The sequence below is a fragment of the Pedobacter agri PB92 genome, assembly GCF_000258495.1.
GTDB classification, from domain to species: domain Bacteria; phylum Bacteroidota; class Bacteroidia; order Sphingobacteriales; family Sphingobacteriaceae; genus Pedobacter; species Pedobacter agri.
Map to the genome: position 1 here is coordinate 23,652 of NZ_AJLG01000019.1, position 16,302 is coordinate 39,953.

Genomic DNA, 16,302 nt, shown 5'->3' on the forward strand with positions numbered 1-16,302 from the left:
TCCAAATGAAGTGAATTATGCGGCAGCAGGCCCTCATCCAAAGGGAATATAAAGGTTTGCAAAGGTAGCCGAAACATCATCACAAATGCTATTGCAAATTACATTAAATAACATAAGTATCAGGCATTGTCCCATTGGCTAAGAAATCCCGTGAGCAAAACATTGCTGAATTTGATGCACAGTTTTTTACCTCAAGAAATCATAAGTAATGCCGGTTAACATGTTAGCGCTTCAAAGTACCACGATTATTTAAATTGATACATCAAAATAAATAACATAACTTTGAATCGTTGATCATAAAATTTGTTTAGTTTATCGATCATCTAAGGGTTGCCATTCTTGGTGGCCCTTTCTTAATAGAATTTTCGTTTATTTAATAATAAGGTGGGCTGTCGCGAGATGGCTTCTTTTTACAAACAAATTTTCATTTTGCGCTATTTGTCTGCTGAAGGTAGCATGATCAGCATTTGGTTGACCTACTTTATCATATTATTCAAGCCAACTGAAGCTTTCCTAAAGTCTTTTAATTTTAAAACCAAACCGACATTTGGAATTCTTTCATTAGTGTAGGCCTGATAGTTTGGGAAAACTTGGGATTTTGGTATTTTGTGTTTGTTTAAAAATGTCTTGCAAATATCCCAGAAAACCGAAATACTAATATCTGTATCAATCAATGACCATAAATCATAAAAATATCTCGCTGCCTGGGTTTTATGTTGTATTGCAAAATTTAATACTGCTTTGGTCACATCTTTTTGTCTTTCAACTCTTGATTGATCATCATACATGGTTCCGGCAACTCTAACCCTCGCGTATGCGAGTGCCTGGTCACCGGTCATTTTTATGTTCCCAGTTCTCGTCAACGGCAAAAGTGATATTCCTTTCAATGATGCTTGCTCATCGATATAGCGATTAACATATTGATGGATACCCTTATCAATGTGCAAATTCACTCCGCCAAATTTATCGATGACGTCTGCTGTATTACGAAAGTCTGTTATTATAGTCTGAGATAGATTTGTTTTAAAATTTGCATTGATAGTGCTCAGCAATAAATCTTTTCCCCCCAGTCGATACGTTGCATTTAATTTTCCATTGCCATATCCTTTGATGTAGACATAAGTGTCTCTCAAAATTGATGTGAGCTTTATTTCATTTTCTTTAACGGTTATGACCATTATTACATCTGCATTTCCTCGCTTGCCTTGCTCCCTAGAATCCGATCCAATTAAAAGTATTTGACTTGCAAATGATTGCACTGTATAATAAATTAAAAACACCGTGAGAAATAAAAATTTTTGAGGCATGATATACTAATATTTAAATACAACTTGGGGATTCAAAAATAAACACAACATGTTACCTGTTATATAGCCTTTTTCAGCTACATATAGTTACTATCATGCGCTAAACAAATCACAGTTAACTTCATGTAGCCATTTAAATCTCCAGGTAGACAAAGCATCTTTTTCTGAAACCTCAACCAAACTAAGTAATTAGTGAAGCGCTGGATGAGGTGGATGTTTATTCCGGTTGCGTTTCCTATTAGATCGAACCTGATACAGGTTGGTAGTTTTATTAACTTTTTTATTTTTGCCGGATGAAACTAAAAATTTCAAACTATCCGGTTTTTTATATATTTATTACGATATCCTTAGTCACGGTTTTTACTTGTTTGATCGGCTTGTATGCCCCCTTTGTGAAAAGGACGATTACAAAAACAGAGCTAAAAGAGCAGTGTAATGGATCTGCAAAATGCGAAAGTCTTTATAAGCTGATGCGCTATGAAGTTATAGAATGACTCCAAACAAACCCCAAATATTCTTATTGTAATACCATGTCACCATTCAAAGCAGGTATATTTGAAGGCGTAACAATTGGCCTATTTTCGTTCATTGGTATCAAGTTATCACCGACCCGTAAGTTTGTAGAGGTTATTTACTTAAAGATTATTGATTAATTTGGCATGTGTGGTGTTATTTTTTTAAATTTCTAATGGATACGGAGAACCTCTTCGTATTCCATACTATGACAGGTTCATTCTTACCATCTTAACGACCAGCTATTCAGTTTAATATCACTCTTTCTTTTTTCAGTTGGGCTCATCCCGCGTGATCCTACAGTTAAATAGATTTGAGATCCATATCGGTTCTCACTGAAAAAACTCTTTTGAATAAGCTTTCAAAGATCCAGGCGTAGACTGGTAAGTGCAGATCATTCCATTTCAGCAAACCCCATACTGAGAGTGGATTTTAATCATTCCATCTTATTTGTCGTCTGTAGTAAATCCGATAGTTATACTGTTTTTTCAAATGATGTCAAACCATTATTGAACTTATTCGTTCAGATAAAACCTTAAATCTCCTAGCCATGGATCAATCAGAATTCTCACATACGATTAGTAAATACTCCAAACATTTATACGATCATGCATTGAAGTTCACCAATGATGAAGACGATGCCAAGGATTTAGTTCAAGAAACGTTAATCAAAGGAATGAGGTTCTGCAATAACTTTGATCGAGGCACAAACCTTCGTGGCTGGCTTTATGTGATTATGAAAAATACCTTCATCAACGAATTCAGAAAAGCTGCAAAAACAAAAAAACTCATCACTACAGATGATGAAATCAGTGATGCCAACCTGACTAAAAGCGCCGCCACAAATACCGCCAATTCTACTTTTGCTATGGAAGATATCAATAGAGCGATGGCGTCAATTAAAGCGGAATACAGTATTCCTTTTCAGCTCTATTTTGAAGGATATAAATACGAAGAAATAGCTGAGCAGCTGGATATACCACTAGGAACAGTAAAAACGCATATCCACCAGGCGCGCCAAGGGCTTCAAAAGTACCTTGCATTGTACAGGAGATAGACAAACCCAAATAATTAGCTCTCGATGCGTAAACATTCAAGACCCATTTATATTCGCCTTATTTATAGAGTTGGTATATTTTTAGCTTACATCCCTAGTTAGCGCATTCAAATTCGATTTGTTCTTGCGGGATTATAATTTTGGCAAAGTGCTTGGTTAAATGGAAGATTCGACTCGACCTTTTCTTACCGGCAAAGACAATAAAAAGGCGTAGCCCTTATTCAAATTGCCTTCAGGAAGTACCAATAAAAATGGGGGAAGCTTTTAACATTCCCCCATTTTTAAATTTATTAGTTAACTGTTACTCGGATCAATTAATCCCGTTCAATAGGTTGATTAGTTCCCACTATCTTTCACCTTCTCCACCACGTCCTGGATGTTTTTTGATAAGTTGGACAGCAGGTTGTAACCTGTTGCAGCTTCAATGTCGCGAACAGAAACAATATAATCTTTCCAGCTTGCACTGGTGCTGTTAATGTTAGGTGTATTGATGGCAATTACCCGCGTGGAAGAAGTCACCCGGCTTAAATCGTTATCGCCTGTTTTTAAAAGTACCGCTACCTTCCAAACGTTTGCCGGAACCGTTACTTTTCCATTGTTAATGCTATTCACTACCGATGCACTCGCTGAACCAATGCCTCCGGTACCATAACTGCCCATGATCACATAAACCTCATAACCGTTCAATGCCTGGCCACGAAGGTAGCTTTCAAAAGACTCCCAGGTTTTCTGGTTGTTGTTTGGAGCCTGAGGGATCATATTGGTCATTAGAAAAGTTGCTGAGTTAGCGGTACTGGAACTGGTACGGTCGCCACTTGGACAATTGTGCCCCCTATCGAAACCTGAGCCTGAATAGCTGTTACTTTGCACCTGGTACCAGTTGGCTGGCAGGCCGGTGAATGCAGCGAAATCATCTTTTCTGCTTGCGGCACCATTGAAGTTATTTGGATCTAAGTGCCAGCTCACCAGTTTGGAATGCCACGGGTCATGCTGTAACTTTCTACATAATATTTCTGATCGATCAGGTAGTTTTCCGCTGAAACCACTGTTGCCATCGCACCTGAAGGATTGCCAAATAATAAGTTTGAATTGTCTCCACCTGCCGGGGGCGCATCTGCACCTGCCTCGGGCGTTCCTCTTCCGGGTGTTGGATTGGTGGAGTTTCCATTATCCACAGGATCGGTATCTGGTGCACCTACCGTAATACCCGGATCGCCAGTGCCCTTGAAAATAATGTCATCGATATTGATCCTGGTGGTGCCTGCCTTCTTAATCTGGAAACGGATTTTACCGGTGCTGCTCACTTTGAACGAATCTGTTACTAAAGTCGTACTGGTTTCAGCAATATCTGAACCGAGCTGAGCATAGGTTTTACCACCATCCGTGGAGGCCAGAAGCTGCCAGGTAGAATTCGCGTCTGTGCCGTATTTGGCATGCGACACATAGATCATTTTCGCACCCGCTACGTCAAAATTCATAGACAGGTAGCCTGTTCTCAACCTAACAGATTTTGCACCATTTTTAGCATCTGCAGCAAGGTTGCCGATAAGGGCATCACTCATGGTCCATTTTCCGGTTAACAGCTGAACACTGTCTAAAGCATAGGCTCCTTTCGTACCCGATTCGAACGTTTCAGTAATGGCATAGGCCGTAGGTGCCTTTGGTGGCGTGACAGGTGTTTCTTCTTCAACCGCTGTTTTTTTTGAACAAGCCGATAACGACAGGATTCCAACGAACCCCGAATAGATAAGGATGTTTTTAAATGTCATTTTTTTAAATGTCTTAGGGTATGCACTATTCAGATCTTCTAAAATGAAATGCGAAGGTATAAAGAAATGGCGATTGCAAGGTTATATTATTGTTAACAATTCGGGTGGGGCTCCTGCGCTTACAAGGGTTTTAAAAGGCAGCTCTAAGGCTGATTGATTAGTAACCCAATTAAAGTTTCGATAGAACCTGATTCAGCGCTATTGGTCAAACAACAGTTGGAGAATCTGTGTTTATTTTCGAAAATCGTTACAGTGACATTTAGACCAGCAGGCTAGCGTGGTTCCGGCCGAATCTAAAAACGCAAAATCAATTTCATGCGATAGCAATCAATACTATGAAAACAATCATTTGGAAAGGAATTTATTATAAGGCTCTTGAATATTTCCAGTTGTCTGAAACGAATGACAACCTGCAAGTGAAGTCTAGAATCATCGGAACTTTTGAAGATAAATTTTATTGGGTAGATTATTCATTGGTTATTGCGAAAGATTGGACATTAACCAGTTTTAAAATAGAGTTTGAGGTCAATAACAATAAAAAAAGGATAGTGGGAGAAAAAATTAATAGTGATTGGTCAATAAACGGAGAAATGAAGCCGCTATTCCGAAACTTCAACTTTATAGATATTTCATTGACACCCTTCACCAATACGCTGCCAATCAATCATTTGAACTTTATTGCTCATCAGAAAAAGACGATAGAAGTCATGTATGTCGACATTTTTAAAGGATCAATTGAAGCGGTAAAACAAAAGTACAGCAAAAATTCTGACCTTAATTATCACTACGAAAACATTCCAAAAGATTTTGAAGCAGACCTTGATGTTGACGACAGCGGATTTGTCAATCTTTACCCCACTTTGTTCGAAAGGATTGTTTAACAACTAACAAAATTTGAACCTGCTCTGCAAAGTATCTCTTGACCTAAATTAGTTAGGGTTTATAATTTCATTCACTTTTTATGTCTATCAAAATAGATGGGTGGTGATGTCAATTTTAAAACCGATTTCAGGCCAACTCGAAGCTTGACTATCAATATCCTAAGCGGGTGAACGTAGGATAGTATTTGTTAAAGAGCCGTTCGATCTGTACTGCGGCTTGTTTGTTTCTATTTTCTGGGCATTGTTTTTCGAAACATTCAGGAAGCAGGTAGCATAACGTTTTAATTTCTTTTTTAGTTACCAAATGTATAATCCAGGTGCCGCCATAGTATGTGGTTCCTGCAGATTTGCTTGCACGTTCCGCATCATAGGTTTCATCATCAACAAGCTGCCATGGTTTAGATGATAGTACTTCCCGTCATAGCTTTTTATTCGATGGGTGTCTATCTGAACACCATTTAAAAATATGTTGATTCGTGTTGAAAAAATTTTTATTTGGATAAAATGTTGTTTATATGGTGGGAAGGATAATCATTATTTCAATCGAAGCCCTTATCTAGGAAGTTAAGCGATGGCTAATAATCCATTCCAGTCTGCCCTAAAGCGCGGTATAGGTATGGTTGCTGCCTGGATGAAACAAAACCTAATGCCTAAAATAATTATTGATAAACAATAAAATAGGAAAAACCGATGAGCTAAAAATTTATGATGTGGCTAGAAGACTATTAACTGTCCGAGCAAGCTCATCATAGTCAAACGGTTTTAGCATCACTTTATCAGCAACAATCGGGACAGTATATATTTGGGATTCTAACATTGCAGTGATGAGTAATATCGGAATGTGCGCAGTCTTAACTGATCTCTTCAAATCAAAACAAAGCTGTCTTCCATCACATTGATCGAGCAAAATATCCATTACAATAAGTTCCGGATGGAATTGATCAATCATCTTCTCTAATAAGGCGGCATCATTAATTGTTTTCACCCGATGCAATTGTTCTGTTAATTCCAAATGCAGCACGTTAGCATTTCCGGCGTCGTTTTCAACTACTAATATCTTGGCCATGATTACTTTTTAATTGCCCTAAATTTACAGAAAATCCACACAATTTCAATTAACTCATCACTGAGCAAAGACTCAGGGCATTCAGGGGTGCAATCAAGCGACGGAAGATCAAAAATATATCTACACCAATTTAAACGTGTATTTCTGCTAACAGACTTGCTTTTCTCTGTTTTGAATCCATACGAAAGCAATCACTTAACGACAGCGTATTATTGATTTTACTTTCCTGATAAAGGTTTCGTTGACTACATTGATAACGATCGTATACTGGGTTTGACTTAGGATTATGGATACAAGTGTTTTATATGCCAGTGATTACATCCTTTACATGATCTTTCAAATAAATAAAATCAGGATTTACGCTTCTCAATAGTTTTTAAAGCTATACCTCGTCTATTTTACAGTAAAAAAAGCCACTTCCCGCGTAATTTGACCATTGATGCCAATCCCCTCTAACGTTACCTGGTACCTGCCTTTTTCATCAGCGGTATAAAAGTCTAATGTTGCCATGCCTTCTTTGTCTGTAATGATATCAGGTTTCCAAAATAAAGGATCACGAAGATCTTTGGCAATGTCGACTTTCTTAATCGCATAGTTAGGACTAGAAAAAGCTTTAGGAGCAGCAAAACCTGGAATTTTTTTTCGAATGATACCCGTAGTTTGCTCAGTAACCTTTGCGAAGTTTGGATTATGATGATTGGAGGTAAGAAAGATTATGCCAAAGCATACCCCCTGACCATACAAACTTTCGCCAAATTGGTTTGCCATGCCCGCTGCTGTCACACCACCTTTGATAATTTGTACCCCAGTTAGCGATCTCGGATTGACAAAAGATAAATCCTCGATATTTTGACCATTTAATAAAATCAACATAGGTCCTTCTTTACCTGCACATCTTCCCATTACCTTATTGTTTACTACAACTATTCCTATAAACCTACTCCTCAGGTAATCAGTTAAACTTATAATCTTGTGCAGCTCTTCAGCTTCTATGGTATAATCTGGAGGTGCAGCCGCGAAAGGATAAACCGAACCAGGAATGACGGGCCGACGTTTGGCGGCAATTTCAACTGTTTTTAATTCATTAACTTTCTCTTTTGATTGGATAGGATGAGGTTGGTTTTGATTTGATCCTTCGCTTTTTGCTGCTTTGGTTCCGTTCGCGTTTGGTAAATAAGTGGCTTCATCTTCAATGCTACTCACTTCCTCTTCCAATATAATCTGAACATTTTTTTCATTGCCCAGGTTGGTTACCCTGATCACCACCTCCGTACTATCTAAAACGCTGAAGTTTTCAAATTTGAAGATGCCATTTTCATTGGCAACAGTATCAATCAGCATCATATTTTTTGCCGCAAAAAGGCTCAGTTTTGCGCCAGCCATCGGCTTGCCATCTGTTTTCAGTACCTTTCCGCCAATGGATAAGCTTCGTTCTGCTGTAAATGGGGACGGGGGTTGGTTGTCTGTAAATATTTCATCCCAGGAAAAGGAACCCAACCTTTGTGTAATGAGATGCATGTCGAGCGCAGCTTTTCCCGTTTGCGCCTGAGGATCAAAATCAATGCTTTGGTCTTCATTTGTTTCATTGAGAATCAGGCTTGACCAGATTGACCAGCGACTGTTATTTTCCTCGAGGGGCTCATCTGCTTTGGCTATAGCAATAGAATAGCCTCCTACAAGCCCGACACCCGTGTCATCAGATATGTTGAGCTTGATTTTAACGGGTTCACGGGTACCATATTCATTTCGATCCAGGAATAATTGCTTCGATGATTGCTTTTCTGGTACAAATAAAAACCGGTTCGCAAGCAAGGTGTTCTCCATTGAAAAAAGTGCTACCTCATTCAAACCCGAAGGCAGTAAAGCTTTTGGGATTTTGAGTGCTGATGATCCTAAGACAATCGATACGGGTATAACATGGTATATATTTCCATTGGCTTGAAAAACCACCCGCACCTCATCCTGGACTGTCATCGTTTTGGATATTCTTACCGTTAAAGTATCTTCATTAGTGCTGTTTACAGCCAGTACATAGCCCTTATCCTTTACTTTTGGCAGTTCAAAGCGCCTGTTTGCAACGCTTTTTTCTAAAACAGCGCTGTATTTTCCTTGCTGTTTGGGCGATAATGCAAACATGCCCATCCCGGATTTTTCGGTTGCGAACTCGGCAACTTTATGATTTCCTTCATCTATCACATAGCCATTTGCAGCGATAGGATTACCCCCGGCATCCTGGCTTTTGACCACGACTTTCGACCTCAGCCCGGCAACCAACGTGCCGCCTTCAGGATAGAATTGAAGTGAAGCAACCTCACTGGAGGCAGTTGGCAAATCAGCATTCCCTTTTATGCCAATATTTAAATTAAAAGTATAAATCTTCTGAGCGCCATGCTCCATCAAACGGGTGTGAACATTAAATGGATAGCTTCCTTGATTAAACTTTTGAGGGCTTAAAACCAAATATCCGTTTGCCATACCGGAATTTACCGGAAGCCGTAATTTTTGACTTTGGCCTTCACCGTTTACGATTTCAACATGCACGAGCTTACTTAAAGCAGATAACTGATTATTGTAGGCATTAACAAGATAAATTTTATACCAAACGGTATCGCCAATCGCGTAAATTGATTTATCAAAGTGGACATGAACTTTCTCTTTCGGGTGCTCCTGAAGAAACTGCTCCAGTTTTAAACTTAAATTTTTTTGATGATTAGATTCAATACCATCTGCAAGCGTGGGTTGCTGACCAGCAGAACTTGCAGCATTTAATATAATGATCAATAACAACAGGTAATAACATTTGATCATGAAAGCGTTTGTTTTTAGTATTACTAAGCTAAACACTTAAAGTTAGGCTTACAAGTTTTTCTGCAATAGGATAGGGTTGGAGCCCAAATTCACAGATCTTTATCGGGCTGGCCGCTTAACAGTTATATTTCCAAATCATAGGTAGTTTGTGTAATTGATGAGAAGCTGCACTTTTATGAAATACGTTGCATCAATCAAATTCTCCGAAAGTATTTTGATCTAAAAGTTATCCTGATTAGAAGAAGTGTACAAGACTATTCGAATAAGGTTTAAACACGTCAGATATGAGTTGACCAAGGAAAAAATGCTTTACATGAGAACCCACGTAAGATATTTTGTAACAAAAGCCAATAAATAAAGTCTTTAATATATGCTGATGGGTAAATGTCTGATTAATAGAATTGTATCGATATGATTAAAAGTTCCTCACGGTTTACGCTTACAGTCCTTATGTTAGGTTTCCTTTTAGCAACAAGTTGTAATAAGGTAAATAATGATCATCATATAGTATTGCTTTTAAAAAAGGAAGTGTCAAGAAATATCGGGGGAAAGATTGAACTTGGAAAGCTGATAAACTTTAAATGGGATAAACTGCTTATCCTTCCTCCGTATACAAACATTAATCGTATTGAAAAAACTCACAATATCAGTTTGAAGCCCATTAAGCATTCCCGTATTGATATTCGTGAAGACATTAATCAAATTGTGTTTTTCGAAGATAATAAGATTATCAAAATGATAGAGTTTCCGAGGTCAAGTGGAGACTTCGAAAATGCTCATCAATCTGAATTGTTTACAAGAGCTAACGCTAATTTTAAGATTTTCGCAACGAACCCACCTCAAACTACACCAAATTCAAAACCTTGGATTATATTAAAAAAAATATCAGTAAATTTCATCGATGGTTAAAAGGTATAATAGGTAAAATAAAATAACATGCGCAACTATGTAATATTGATATTTTAAATTTTCTTTTGGAATTCGGCTGTTTACGCGAATAGGATTGATGATTTGATTACTGATTCCGATGTAAATAATTTCGTAAAGTCGGAAAATCCCGACTTTGCAAAAGATAAATTCGGAAGGTTTCAAGTACAACCAACGGATTCACTCTTAAAAAATCTTAAATGTAACGGCATACTTGCCAACTGGAATATCAGAAATTGGGAGAAGGTAGATGTTACCAATGATGGTTTAACCGACTTGGTTTTTATTGCATATTGGTATGATTACATCAGCTATGTTTTCATAGATAAAGGAAATAATAAATTTCAACTTTTTAGATTTTCTAAGAATTTATTTGAAAACTGTGAGCTGATAAAGCCCATAAAAATTGGCACAAAAAACTATTTAAGGCTCTTTCGCAAAACCCAACAACCTGACTTTGAAAGCAAAATCCCTTTTTCCTATAAGGAGGTGCTAATTACCGACACGCTAGTTTTTAAATATAACAGCTTCATTGAGTTGGAAGTACCTGTAAACGATATTGTAAAATCTATCGAAATGAAGGCTTCAGGTTGTTTTGGCAATTGCCCGGTGTTTAGTTTAACACTGTATCATACTGGTAAAGGTGATTTCGAGGGAATTGCATTTACCAGAACCGATGGCAAATCTTCGAAAATTTTATCGTTGAATACATTTAAAGAATTATGTGACTTGGCAAATTACATCAATGTAAAAAAGTTAAATGATCAATACCAGGTGCCATGGACCGACGACCAAACAGCTACCTTAACCATAACCTATGAGAATGGTTTAAAAAAAACCATCAGAGATTATGGCATGCAAGGAACATTTGGGTTGAGCGCTTTGTATTTAAAAATGACGGATGTTGCAGTAACCTGGTGATGGATAGAAATTATGTTTTAACATTAAATGAACTTCCATCCCTGTTAATTCCATCCGGGCAGATACTTTTATTGAAGAAATTAAATGTTCAAAGGCTTTGCTGAACTGGTTTCTTTTTATTTATGAAAATCACCTTTTTCCTTTCAAATGGAGAAAATTGCTTCACAATCTGACATGAAGTGATTTGGAATGAGGTTTGGGTTAACAATAAATTTAAGATTAATCCTCAAAAATTTCAATCATAGGAATTTTATCAGTAATGATATTGACAATAATGTTTTGAGCGTATACACAATAATGTTTAATGCTTTGTAAGCTAAGGTCATCAAAAAAGATTCGAAGATCAGTCCACTGATTCAAATACTCCATATATTTAGAGCCTAATAATTCTTTTAAGATAACTGAATTGAATTCGTTAGCGTATTTTAGCCCCTCTCTGGTTTCATCTGGAAGATTTTCTTGTATTACCATATACGACTGAACACTTGTAAATGAGAATTTGTAAATAACGTTTTGAGCTTTGTAATGCACCAGAGATACATTAAGTATTTCAGTATTTAAGGGAAAGTCTATTTGAATAATTCCAAAATCACCCCCATTTGTTTGAGCAGTAAATCTATGGAATATATCTTCCTGCATTTCTTGTAATGATACGATCATCAATAATCAAATTAGATACTAAATTGCTTTTCTATAGATAAAATAGACCAGGTTGATCTTAGGGTCATAAACGATAATTTTAAAATTACTCATGCTAAACTTATATTCATGATAAAACGTTCCCTTTAGCTTGAGCTTCAATCCACTAAGGCCAAGCGAATATTTTTTTAAAGGAGATAAGTCTGCAAATATATTATCACCTATCTTCAAAAATTAACTAATTGGAAAACATCCCTTCGGCTTTTAAGATAGCCAATGATAATGTGATTTGTTTTTCAATAAATGAATTCCCATACATTAATGTCAGCCACCCTTGTTTTCTATTTTATGGTCAAGAAAATAGCATTATTATTCTTAAAACTATATCTATCCAAAGAAATGGATGGGTCAAAAGAAAGGGGATACCACCACTTTCCTGTGGATGCAGCTGCTAAGGGCTTAACATGCCTAACTATGGTATAATCTACTCATTAGGTATTTTGCATCACCAGGATCACATTATCAAAATTCTCCTTAGCCAAATCTTCTTCATGGATACCAAAGTAAGCAACGCTATCTCCAAAATGCTCAATGCCGATTTTTGGATCGCTAAAATCTAACTGAAGCAAGAGTACAAACTGATCTTCCTCCCGGTTAATGCGATCCATTTGCTCCTGGGTGATGGCATCAATATGATCAATACCTAAATATTTCGCAGCCCACCAAAACCTTACTGTACCCTGAACAGCGTTTGGATGCCCTAATATTTGATGCCCGATATCAGTCAATGCCGATGCCGATTGAAGTTCCATTTCAAGCGATTCCATCAAAAATAAATCTTCATCACTAATATTATTTTTAACAATCAGATTTTCCTGATAGCAAGGAAAGGTATACTGTTCGACAAAGGAAATAGAAAATGCTGGAATTTCCTCACTTTTTCCATTAACATTACCTTGTATCGTACTGTTGACGAACACGACTTTAAATTCATTTTTTTGGTCAGGATAGCGGTTGCCAATATCATTTAAGAGTATAAAAAAACATAGCAGGCCACTTTTAGGCAATAAACCATTCAGGTAATGAATATCATCTAAAGAAATTTGTGCTAAAAAGATTAAGGGAACATCATGAAGTGATGGATAATGCTGATCAAAGATCCTGGGCGCTCCCCCAATTTGCGACCTTGATTGCTTTATTGCAGCAGGCTCATCCAAACTGAATTTTAAACTGGGTAGTAATAATGATATTATTTTTTGCCCGTTTACAGCTTTTGTATTTTCTATAAGTTTAATAATTTCTACTTTCTCCATCAATCTAGAAAATTAAATCATTTAAGTGAATGTTAGGATGATTGATTAAAGCTTGTTTTGCTCCAATAATGATATTCGTCACATTCCTAAATATAGCATCAAACATACTTTTAATAAGTCATTTACTGAATTGATATTTGAACTGCAAAACGCTTCGTTTTTTGGGACAATATTACAGGGAATTTTCAAATGATTGTGCAAGGAATTTATGATAACACCATACTGTATGAAGCCAAAACGTTTACAGTGACCAAGTGATGTGATTAGCATATTCAACAAAAGAAAGCCCATCTAAAAAAAGGCCGGTAAGCAGCTATTGGATTTTAAATTTGTGTATAGATATTTAAAGGATATCAAGTCTCAAAAAAGAAGATATCCCTCCCCTATCAGCTTAAGCTTATATGCAGTATTCCGCAAATAGAAAATGTATCATAAAAGCGAACATTTGCCTGTCTTAAACCTCATAATCTTGGAGTCATTATATGTTGAACCATATAGCTAATTAAGTCATCTCACACAAATATCAAGGGACTTAAATACCGAAGTATTTTGCCAGTGCATAAAATTGAAAAATTGACGTTTCTTTATTGAGGCGATGAGCAAAAATATTTGCATCAGTCAACGGACAAAAAACTTATGTTGGTATAAGTTGAAATAAAAAAAACAAGTGGATTTGTGATGTGTGTAATTCCTTAAAATTTGTCATCATAAAATAACTGGACTTCAAAGAAAAATGTCCCTTAATGCGAAGTAATTATTGAAAGGCAATGAGTTAAAATGACCTATGTATACCATCAAGACAAAGACTTACGGCATGATTAAGGATTTTAAGTTTTGCAGGAGATAAGTATAAACATTCAGTTGGGTTGAATCAATATCAAAATGAGGATCAAGACCTATATTACGATGAGATGCCCAACTGTCAAGGGACAACTATTTAAACATGAAACGATATAAATACTTTATTGGAATTGATGTTAGTAAATTGACCCTTGACTTTGCGATTATGAATGTAGAAAAACTGATCTATCATAAAAAAATCGCAAATGACGACACTGCAATAGCATCGATGCTCGTTGAGCTAAAAGAAATTAATGGATTTAAGCTATCAAATTCAGTGTTTGGAATGGAACATACTGGAATTTATTCCAATAAAATCTTGAGTATATTAGAAAGGAAAAAAGCAAATATTGTTTATGAAAACCCCACTCATATCAAAAACTCACTAGGTAATTTGAGAGGTAAGAATGACAAGCTTGATTCCATAAGAATTGCCACTTATCTCAAAAAATTAAAGGATGATTTAAGGTTATGGCAAGGAAAGAGAAAAATCATTCAGGAGCTTGCTAGCTTAGTCGCATTGAGAGACAGGCTTGCAAGAACAAAAAGAGCACTAAAAACTCCATTGAAAGAAGATCATTTATTTGTTAGCACCAAATTTGCAATTCAAAACGAGAAGTTTTCATCAAGAACCATAAATGGCTTAGAGGCTGATATCCATATCTTAGATGAAACGATTAACTTATTATGCTTGTCCGACCCAAAGATTAAAAGAATGATGGATATTATCACATCAATTCCTTGCGTTGGGCACTTTACGGCGTTACAGATGATCATAACTTCCAACGAATTCGAAACCATCAGTAGTCCTAAACAATTCGCAGCTTATGCAGGTTTGGCTCCCTATCCAAAACAATCAGGAACCGGGCTGCAATCCAGGAGTCGTGTCTCAAATATTGCTAATAAGAAAATGAAAACACTTTTGCATACATGTGCAATGTTATCTAATCGTTTTGTACCTGAAATGCAAGCTTATTTCAAAAGAAAAACTGAAATAGAGGGAAAACCGAAGATGCTTGTTTTTAATGCCATCAGATCAAAGCTCGTCTTAAGGGTATTTTCCTGTATTAAACAAAATAGACTCTATACTAAAGATTATGATTACACTAGTGAAAAACTAACTCAAGAGATAACATAAACATAGTTTGCCGTTTTATTGCAACTAGAAATAAATTAAAAAAATAAGAGGTACTATTTTATTATAGTTCTTTTTTCAGTACTACAACAGGCCACGGATACTTTTTCCGCTTAGGATCCGCGTACACTTCACATTTTGGGAGGTTGAAATGGAAAGATTTCGAGGATCTTTGCTTCTATCATCTGCTAAAACATCAATTTCATACATTAAACTTGCGACCAGGCAGTGGGGATATAGACAGATGCGATAAAGACCGCCTCTTATTCTTATTGACAATGAAATTTCTTACTTTGTACTATCAAATCACTCAACTGTTTGTATTGACATTTTTGAGATAAACTTATGAATCATTATAGTTATAACTATGCACTATTTTAAGCTCAAAGATGACTACTACTGCGGAAGAAGCAACCTATATGTTGAAATAGATTATAAATCTTTATATGATTAAAGGCCTTTCGAGTGGTTTGATTTCTTACTTCTACCAATTCTAATTTTTGTTTATCTTGTATTACAAAATCTCAACCATGGATATCTTCATTTTGAAATAGACTAAGGACAAGTGTTAGTACTGATCTATTCAAGACCATAAGCATGAAGGTGGTTATTTCGTGGCATATGCGACCTAGTTCTAAAGGTAGACGAATAAATTGTTGATTAAAGGACTTTATAATGGTTTGTTAAATTAATATGTGTTATGATAGAGAGCAAGCTCACTGTTATTAAATATTTCATTGGAATAGACGTCTCTAAAGCTACATTTAATTACTGCTTAAGATATGCAGGAGGGCCTGTTTTGAATGGTAAAGTTGCTAATAATGTGGAATCAATTAAGGAATTTATTCTAACACTTAAAGAAATTCCAGGCTTCAAGTTAGGTTATACAGTATTTGGAATGGAAGTCACCGGAGTATATGGTCTCATACTGATAGATACTTTAACCAAGATGAAAGCAAAAGTGGTTGTTGAACCTTCGATGAGAATTAAGAATTCCCTCGGAATCATTAGGGGCAAGAATGATAAACTCGATGCTGCTCGAATCGCCAGATATCTTATCAAGAACCTTCAGGAATTGAAACTGTGGGTACCTCACAGAAAGATTATAGATGAGCAGTGTGTACGT

The 16,302-nt window shown here is 36.4% G+C and carries 13 protein-coding genes; 6 read left to right on the plus strand and 7 right to left on the minus strand.

Annotated features, from left to right (window positions below; translation table 11 throughout):
• Positions 1-476: 476 nt before the first annotated feature.
• A complete protein-coding gene (locus tag ON09_RS24080) occupies positions 477-1,307 on the minus strand; it encodes an LCP family protein (RefSeq protein ID WP_010599872.1) in 831 nt (276 codons plus the stop codon).
• Between the two features lie 1,063 nt (positions 1,308-2,370).
• On the opposite strand from ON09_RS24080, the gene ON09_RS04535 reads away from it, so the two are divergent.
• Entirely contained in the window at positions 2,371-2,877 is a 507-nt protein-coding gene (locus ON09_RS04535) for an RNA polymerase sigma factor (protein WP_010599873.1), read from the plus strand.
• 336 nt (positions 2,878-3,213) lie between these two features.
• Here ON09_RS04535 and ON09_RS25875 read toward each other — a convergent pair whose 3' ends face one another.
• Positions 3,214-3,843, minus strand: coding sequence for a DNA/RNA non-specific endonuclease (locus ON09_RS25875; RefSeq protein WP_238533605.1), 630 nt, complete (start codon positions 3,841-3,843; stop codon positions 3,214-3,216).
• Complete coding sequence (locus ON09_RS25880; RefSeq protein WP_238533606.1) at positions 3,840-4,646, minus strand: hypothetical protein; 807 nt, start codon at positions 4,644-4,646, stop codon at positions 3,840-3,842. The genes ON09_RS25875 and ON09_RS25880 overlap by 4 nt, the downstream gene beginning before the upstream one ends.
• Before the next feature lie 335 nt (positions 4,647-4,981).
• On the opposite strand from ON09_RS25880, the gene ON09_RS24085 reads away from it, so the two are divergent.
• Positions 4,982-5,527, plus strand: coding sequence for a putative glycolipid-binding domain-containing protein (locus ON09_RS24085; protein ID WP_010599874.1), 546 nt, complete (start codon positions 4,982-4,984; stop codon positions 5,525-5,527).
• Between the two features lie 703 nt (positions 5,528-6,230).
• On the opposite strand, the gene ON09_RS04550 is transcribed toward ON09_RS24085, so the two are convergent.
• Both ON09_RS04550 and ON09_RS04555 read right to left on the minus strand, forming a co-directional pair.
• Entirely contained in the window at positions 6,231-6,593 is a 363-nt protein-coding gene (locus tag ON09_RS04550; RefSeq protein ID WP_010599875.1) for a response regulator transcription factor, read from the minus strand.
• A 393-nt stretch (positions 6,594-6,986) separates the two neighbouring features.
• Positions 6,987-9,374: a carboxypeptidase regulatory-like domain-containing protein gene (locus tag ON09_RS04555; protein WP_238533607.1), complete on the minus strand. Its 2,388-nt coding sequence runs from the start codon at positions 9,372-9,374 to the stop codon at positions 6,987-6,989.
• Between the two features lie 477 nt (positions 9,375-9,851).
• On the opposite strand from ON09_RS04555, the gene ON09_RS24090 reads away from it, so the two are divergent.
• Entirely contained in the window at positions 9,852-10,310 is a 459-nt protein-coding gene (locus tag ON09_RS24090; protein ID WP_051010172.1) for a hypothetical protein, read from the plus strand.
• Between the two features lie 102 nt (positions 10,311-10,412).
• Complete coding sequence (locus tag ON09_RS24095; protein ID WP_010599878.1) at positions 10,413-11,249, plus strand: DUF6438 domain-containing protein; 837 nt, start codon at positions 10,413-10,415, stop codon at positions 11,247-11,249.
• A 219-nt stretch (positions 11,250-11,468) separates the two neighbouring features.
• Here the strand turns inward: ON09_RS24095 and ON09_RS04570 are convergent, their stop codons facing one another.
• Both ON09_RS04570 and ON09_RS04575 read right to left on the minus strand, forming a co-directional pair.
• A complete protein-coding gene (locus ON09_RS04570) occupies positions 11,469-11,909 on the minus strand; it encodes a hypothetical protein (RefSeq protein ID WP_010599879.1) in 441 nt (146 codons plus the stop codon).
• A 470-nt stretch (positions 11,910-12,379) separates the two neighbouring features.
• Positions 12,380-13,201 carry a DUF1963 domain-containing protein gene (locus ON09_RS04575; RefSeq protein ID WP_010599880.1) on the minus strand — a complete coding sequence of 274 codons (822 nt, stop codon included), beginning with the start codon at positions 13,199-13,201 and terminating at the stop codon, positions 12,380-12,382.
• Between the two features lie 943 nt (positions 13,202-14,144).
• Here ON09_RS04575 and ON09_RS04580 point away from each other — a divergent pair.
• On the plus strand, positions 14,145-15,179 hold the full coding sequence (locus ON09_RS04580; protein WP_010599881.1) for an IS110 family RNA-guided transposase: 1,035 nt from the start codon (positions 14,145-14,147) through the stop codon (positions 15,177-15,179).
• Positions 15,180-15,876: 697 nt separating this feature from the next.
• The coding region (locus ON09_RS04585; protein ID WP_010599882.1) for an IS110 family transposase at positions 15,877-16,302 on the plus strand (426 nt) is incomplete at its 3' end.

What these genes read in the sequence shown, in the direction of transcription:
- ON09_RS04580 (WP_010599881.1), top strand. Translation starts at nt 14,145, where the DNA reads ATGAAACGATATAAATACTTTATTGGAATTGATGTTAGTAAATTGACC.
- ON09_RS24090 (WP_051010172.1), top strand. Translation starts at nt 9,852, where the DNA reads ATGTTAGGTTTCCTTTTAGCAACAAGTTGTAATAAGGTAAATAATGAT.
- ON09_RS24080 (WP_010599872.1), bottom strand. Translation starts at nt 1,307, where the DNA reads ATGCCTCAAAAATTTTTATTTCTCACGGTGTTTTTAATTTATTATACA.
- ON09_RS24085 (WP_010599874.1), top strand. Translation starts at nt 4,982, where the DNA reads ATGAAAACAATCATTTGGAAAGGAATTTATTATAAGGCTCTTGAATAT.
- ON09_RS04570 (WP_010599879.1), bottom strand. Translation starts at nt 11,909, where the DNA reads ATGATCGTATCATTACAAGAAATGCAGGAAGATATATTCCATAGATTT.
- ON09_RS04575 (WP_010599880.1), bottom strand. Translation starts at nt 13,201, where the DNA reads ATGGAGAAAGTAGAAATTATTAAACTTATAGAAAATACAAAAGCTGTA.
- ON09_RS04550 (WP_010599875.1), bottom strand. Translation starts at nt 6,593, where the DNA reads ATGGCCAAGATATTAGTAGTTGAAAACGACGCCGGAAATGCTAACGTG.
- ON09_RS04535 (WP_010599873.1), top strand. Translation starts at nt 2,371, where the DNA reads ATGGATCAATCAGAATTCTCACATACGATTAGTAAATACTCCAAACAT.
- ON09_RS25880 (WP_238533606.1), bottom strand. Translation starts at nt 4,646, where the DNA reads ATGACATTTAAAAACATCCTTATCTATTCGGGGTTCGTTGGAATCCTG.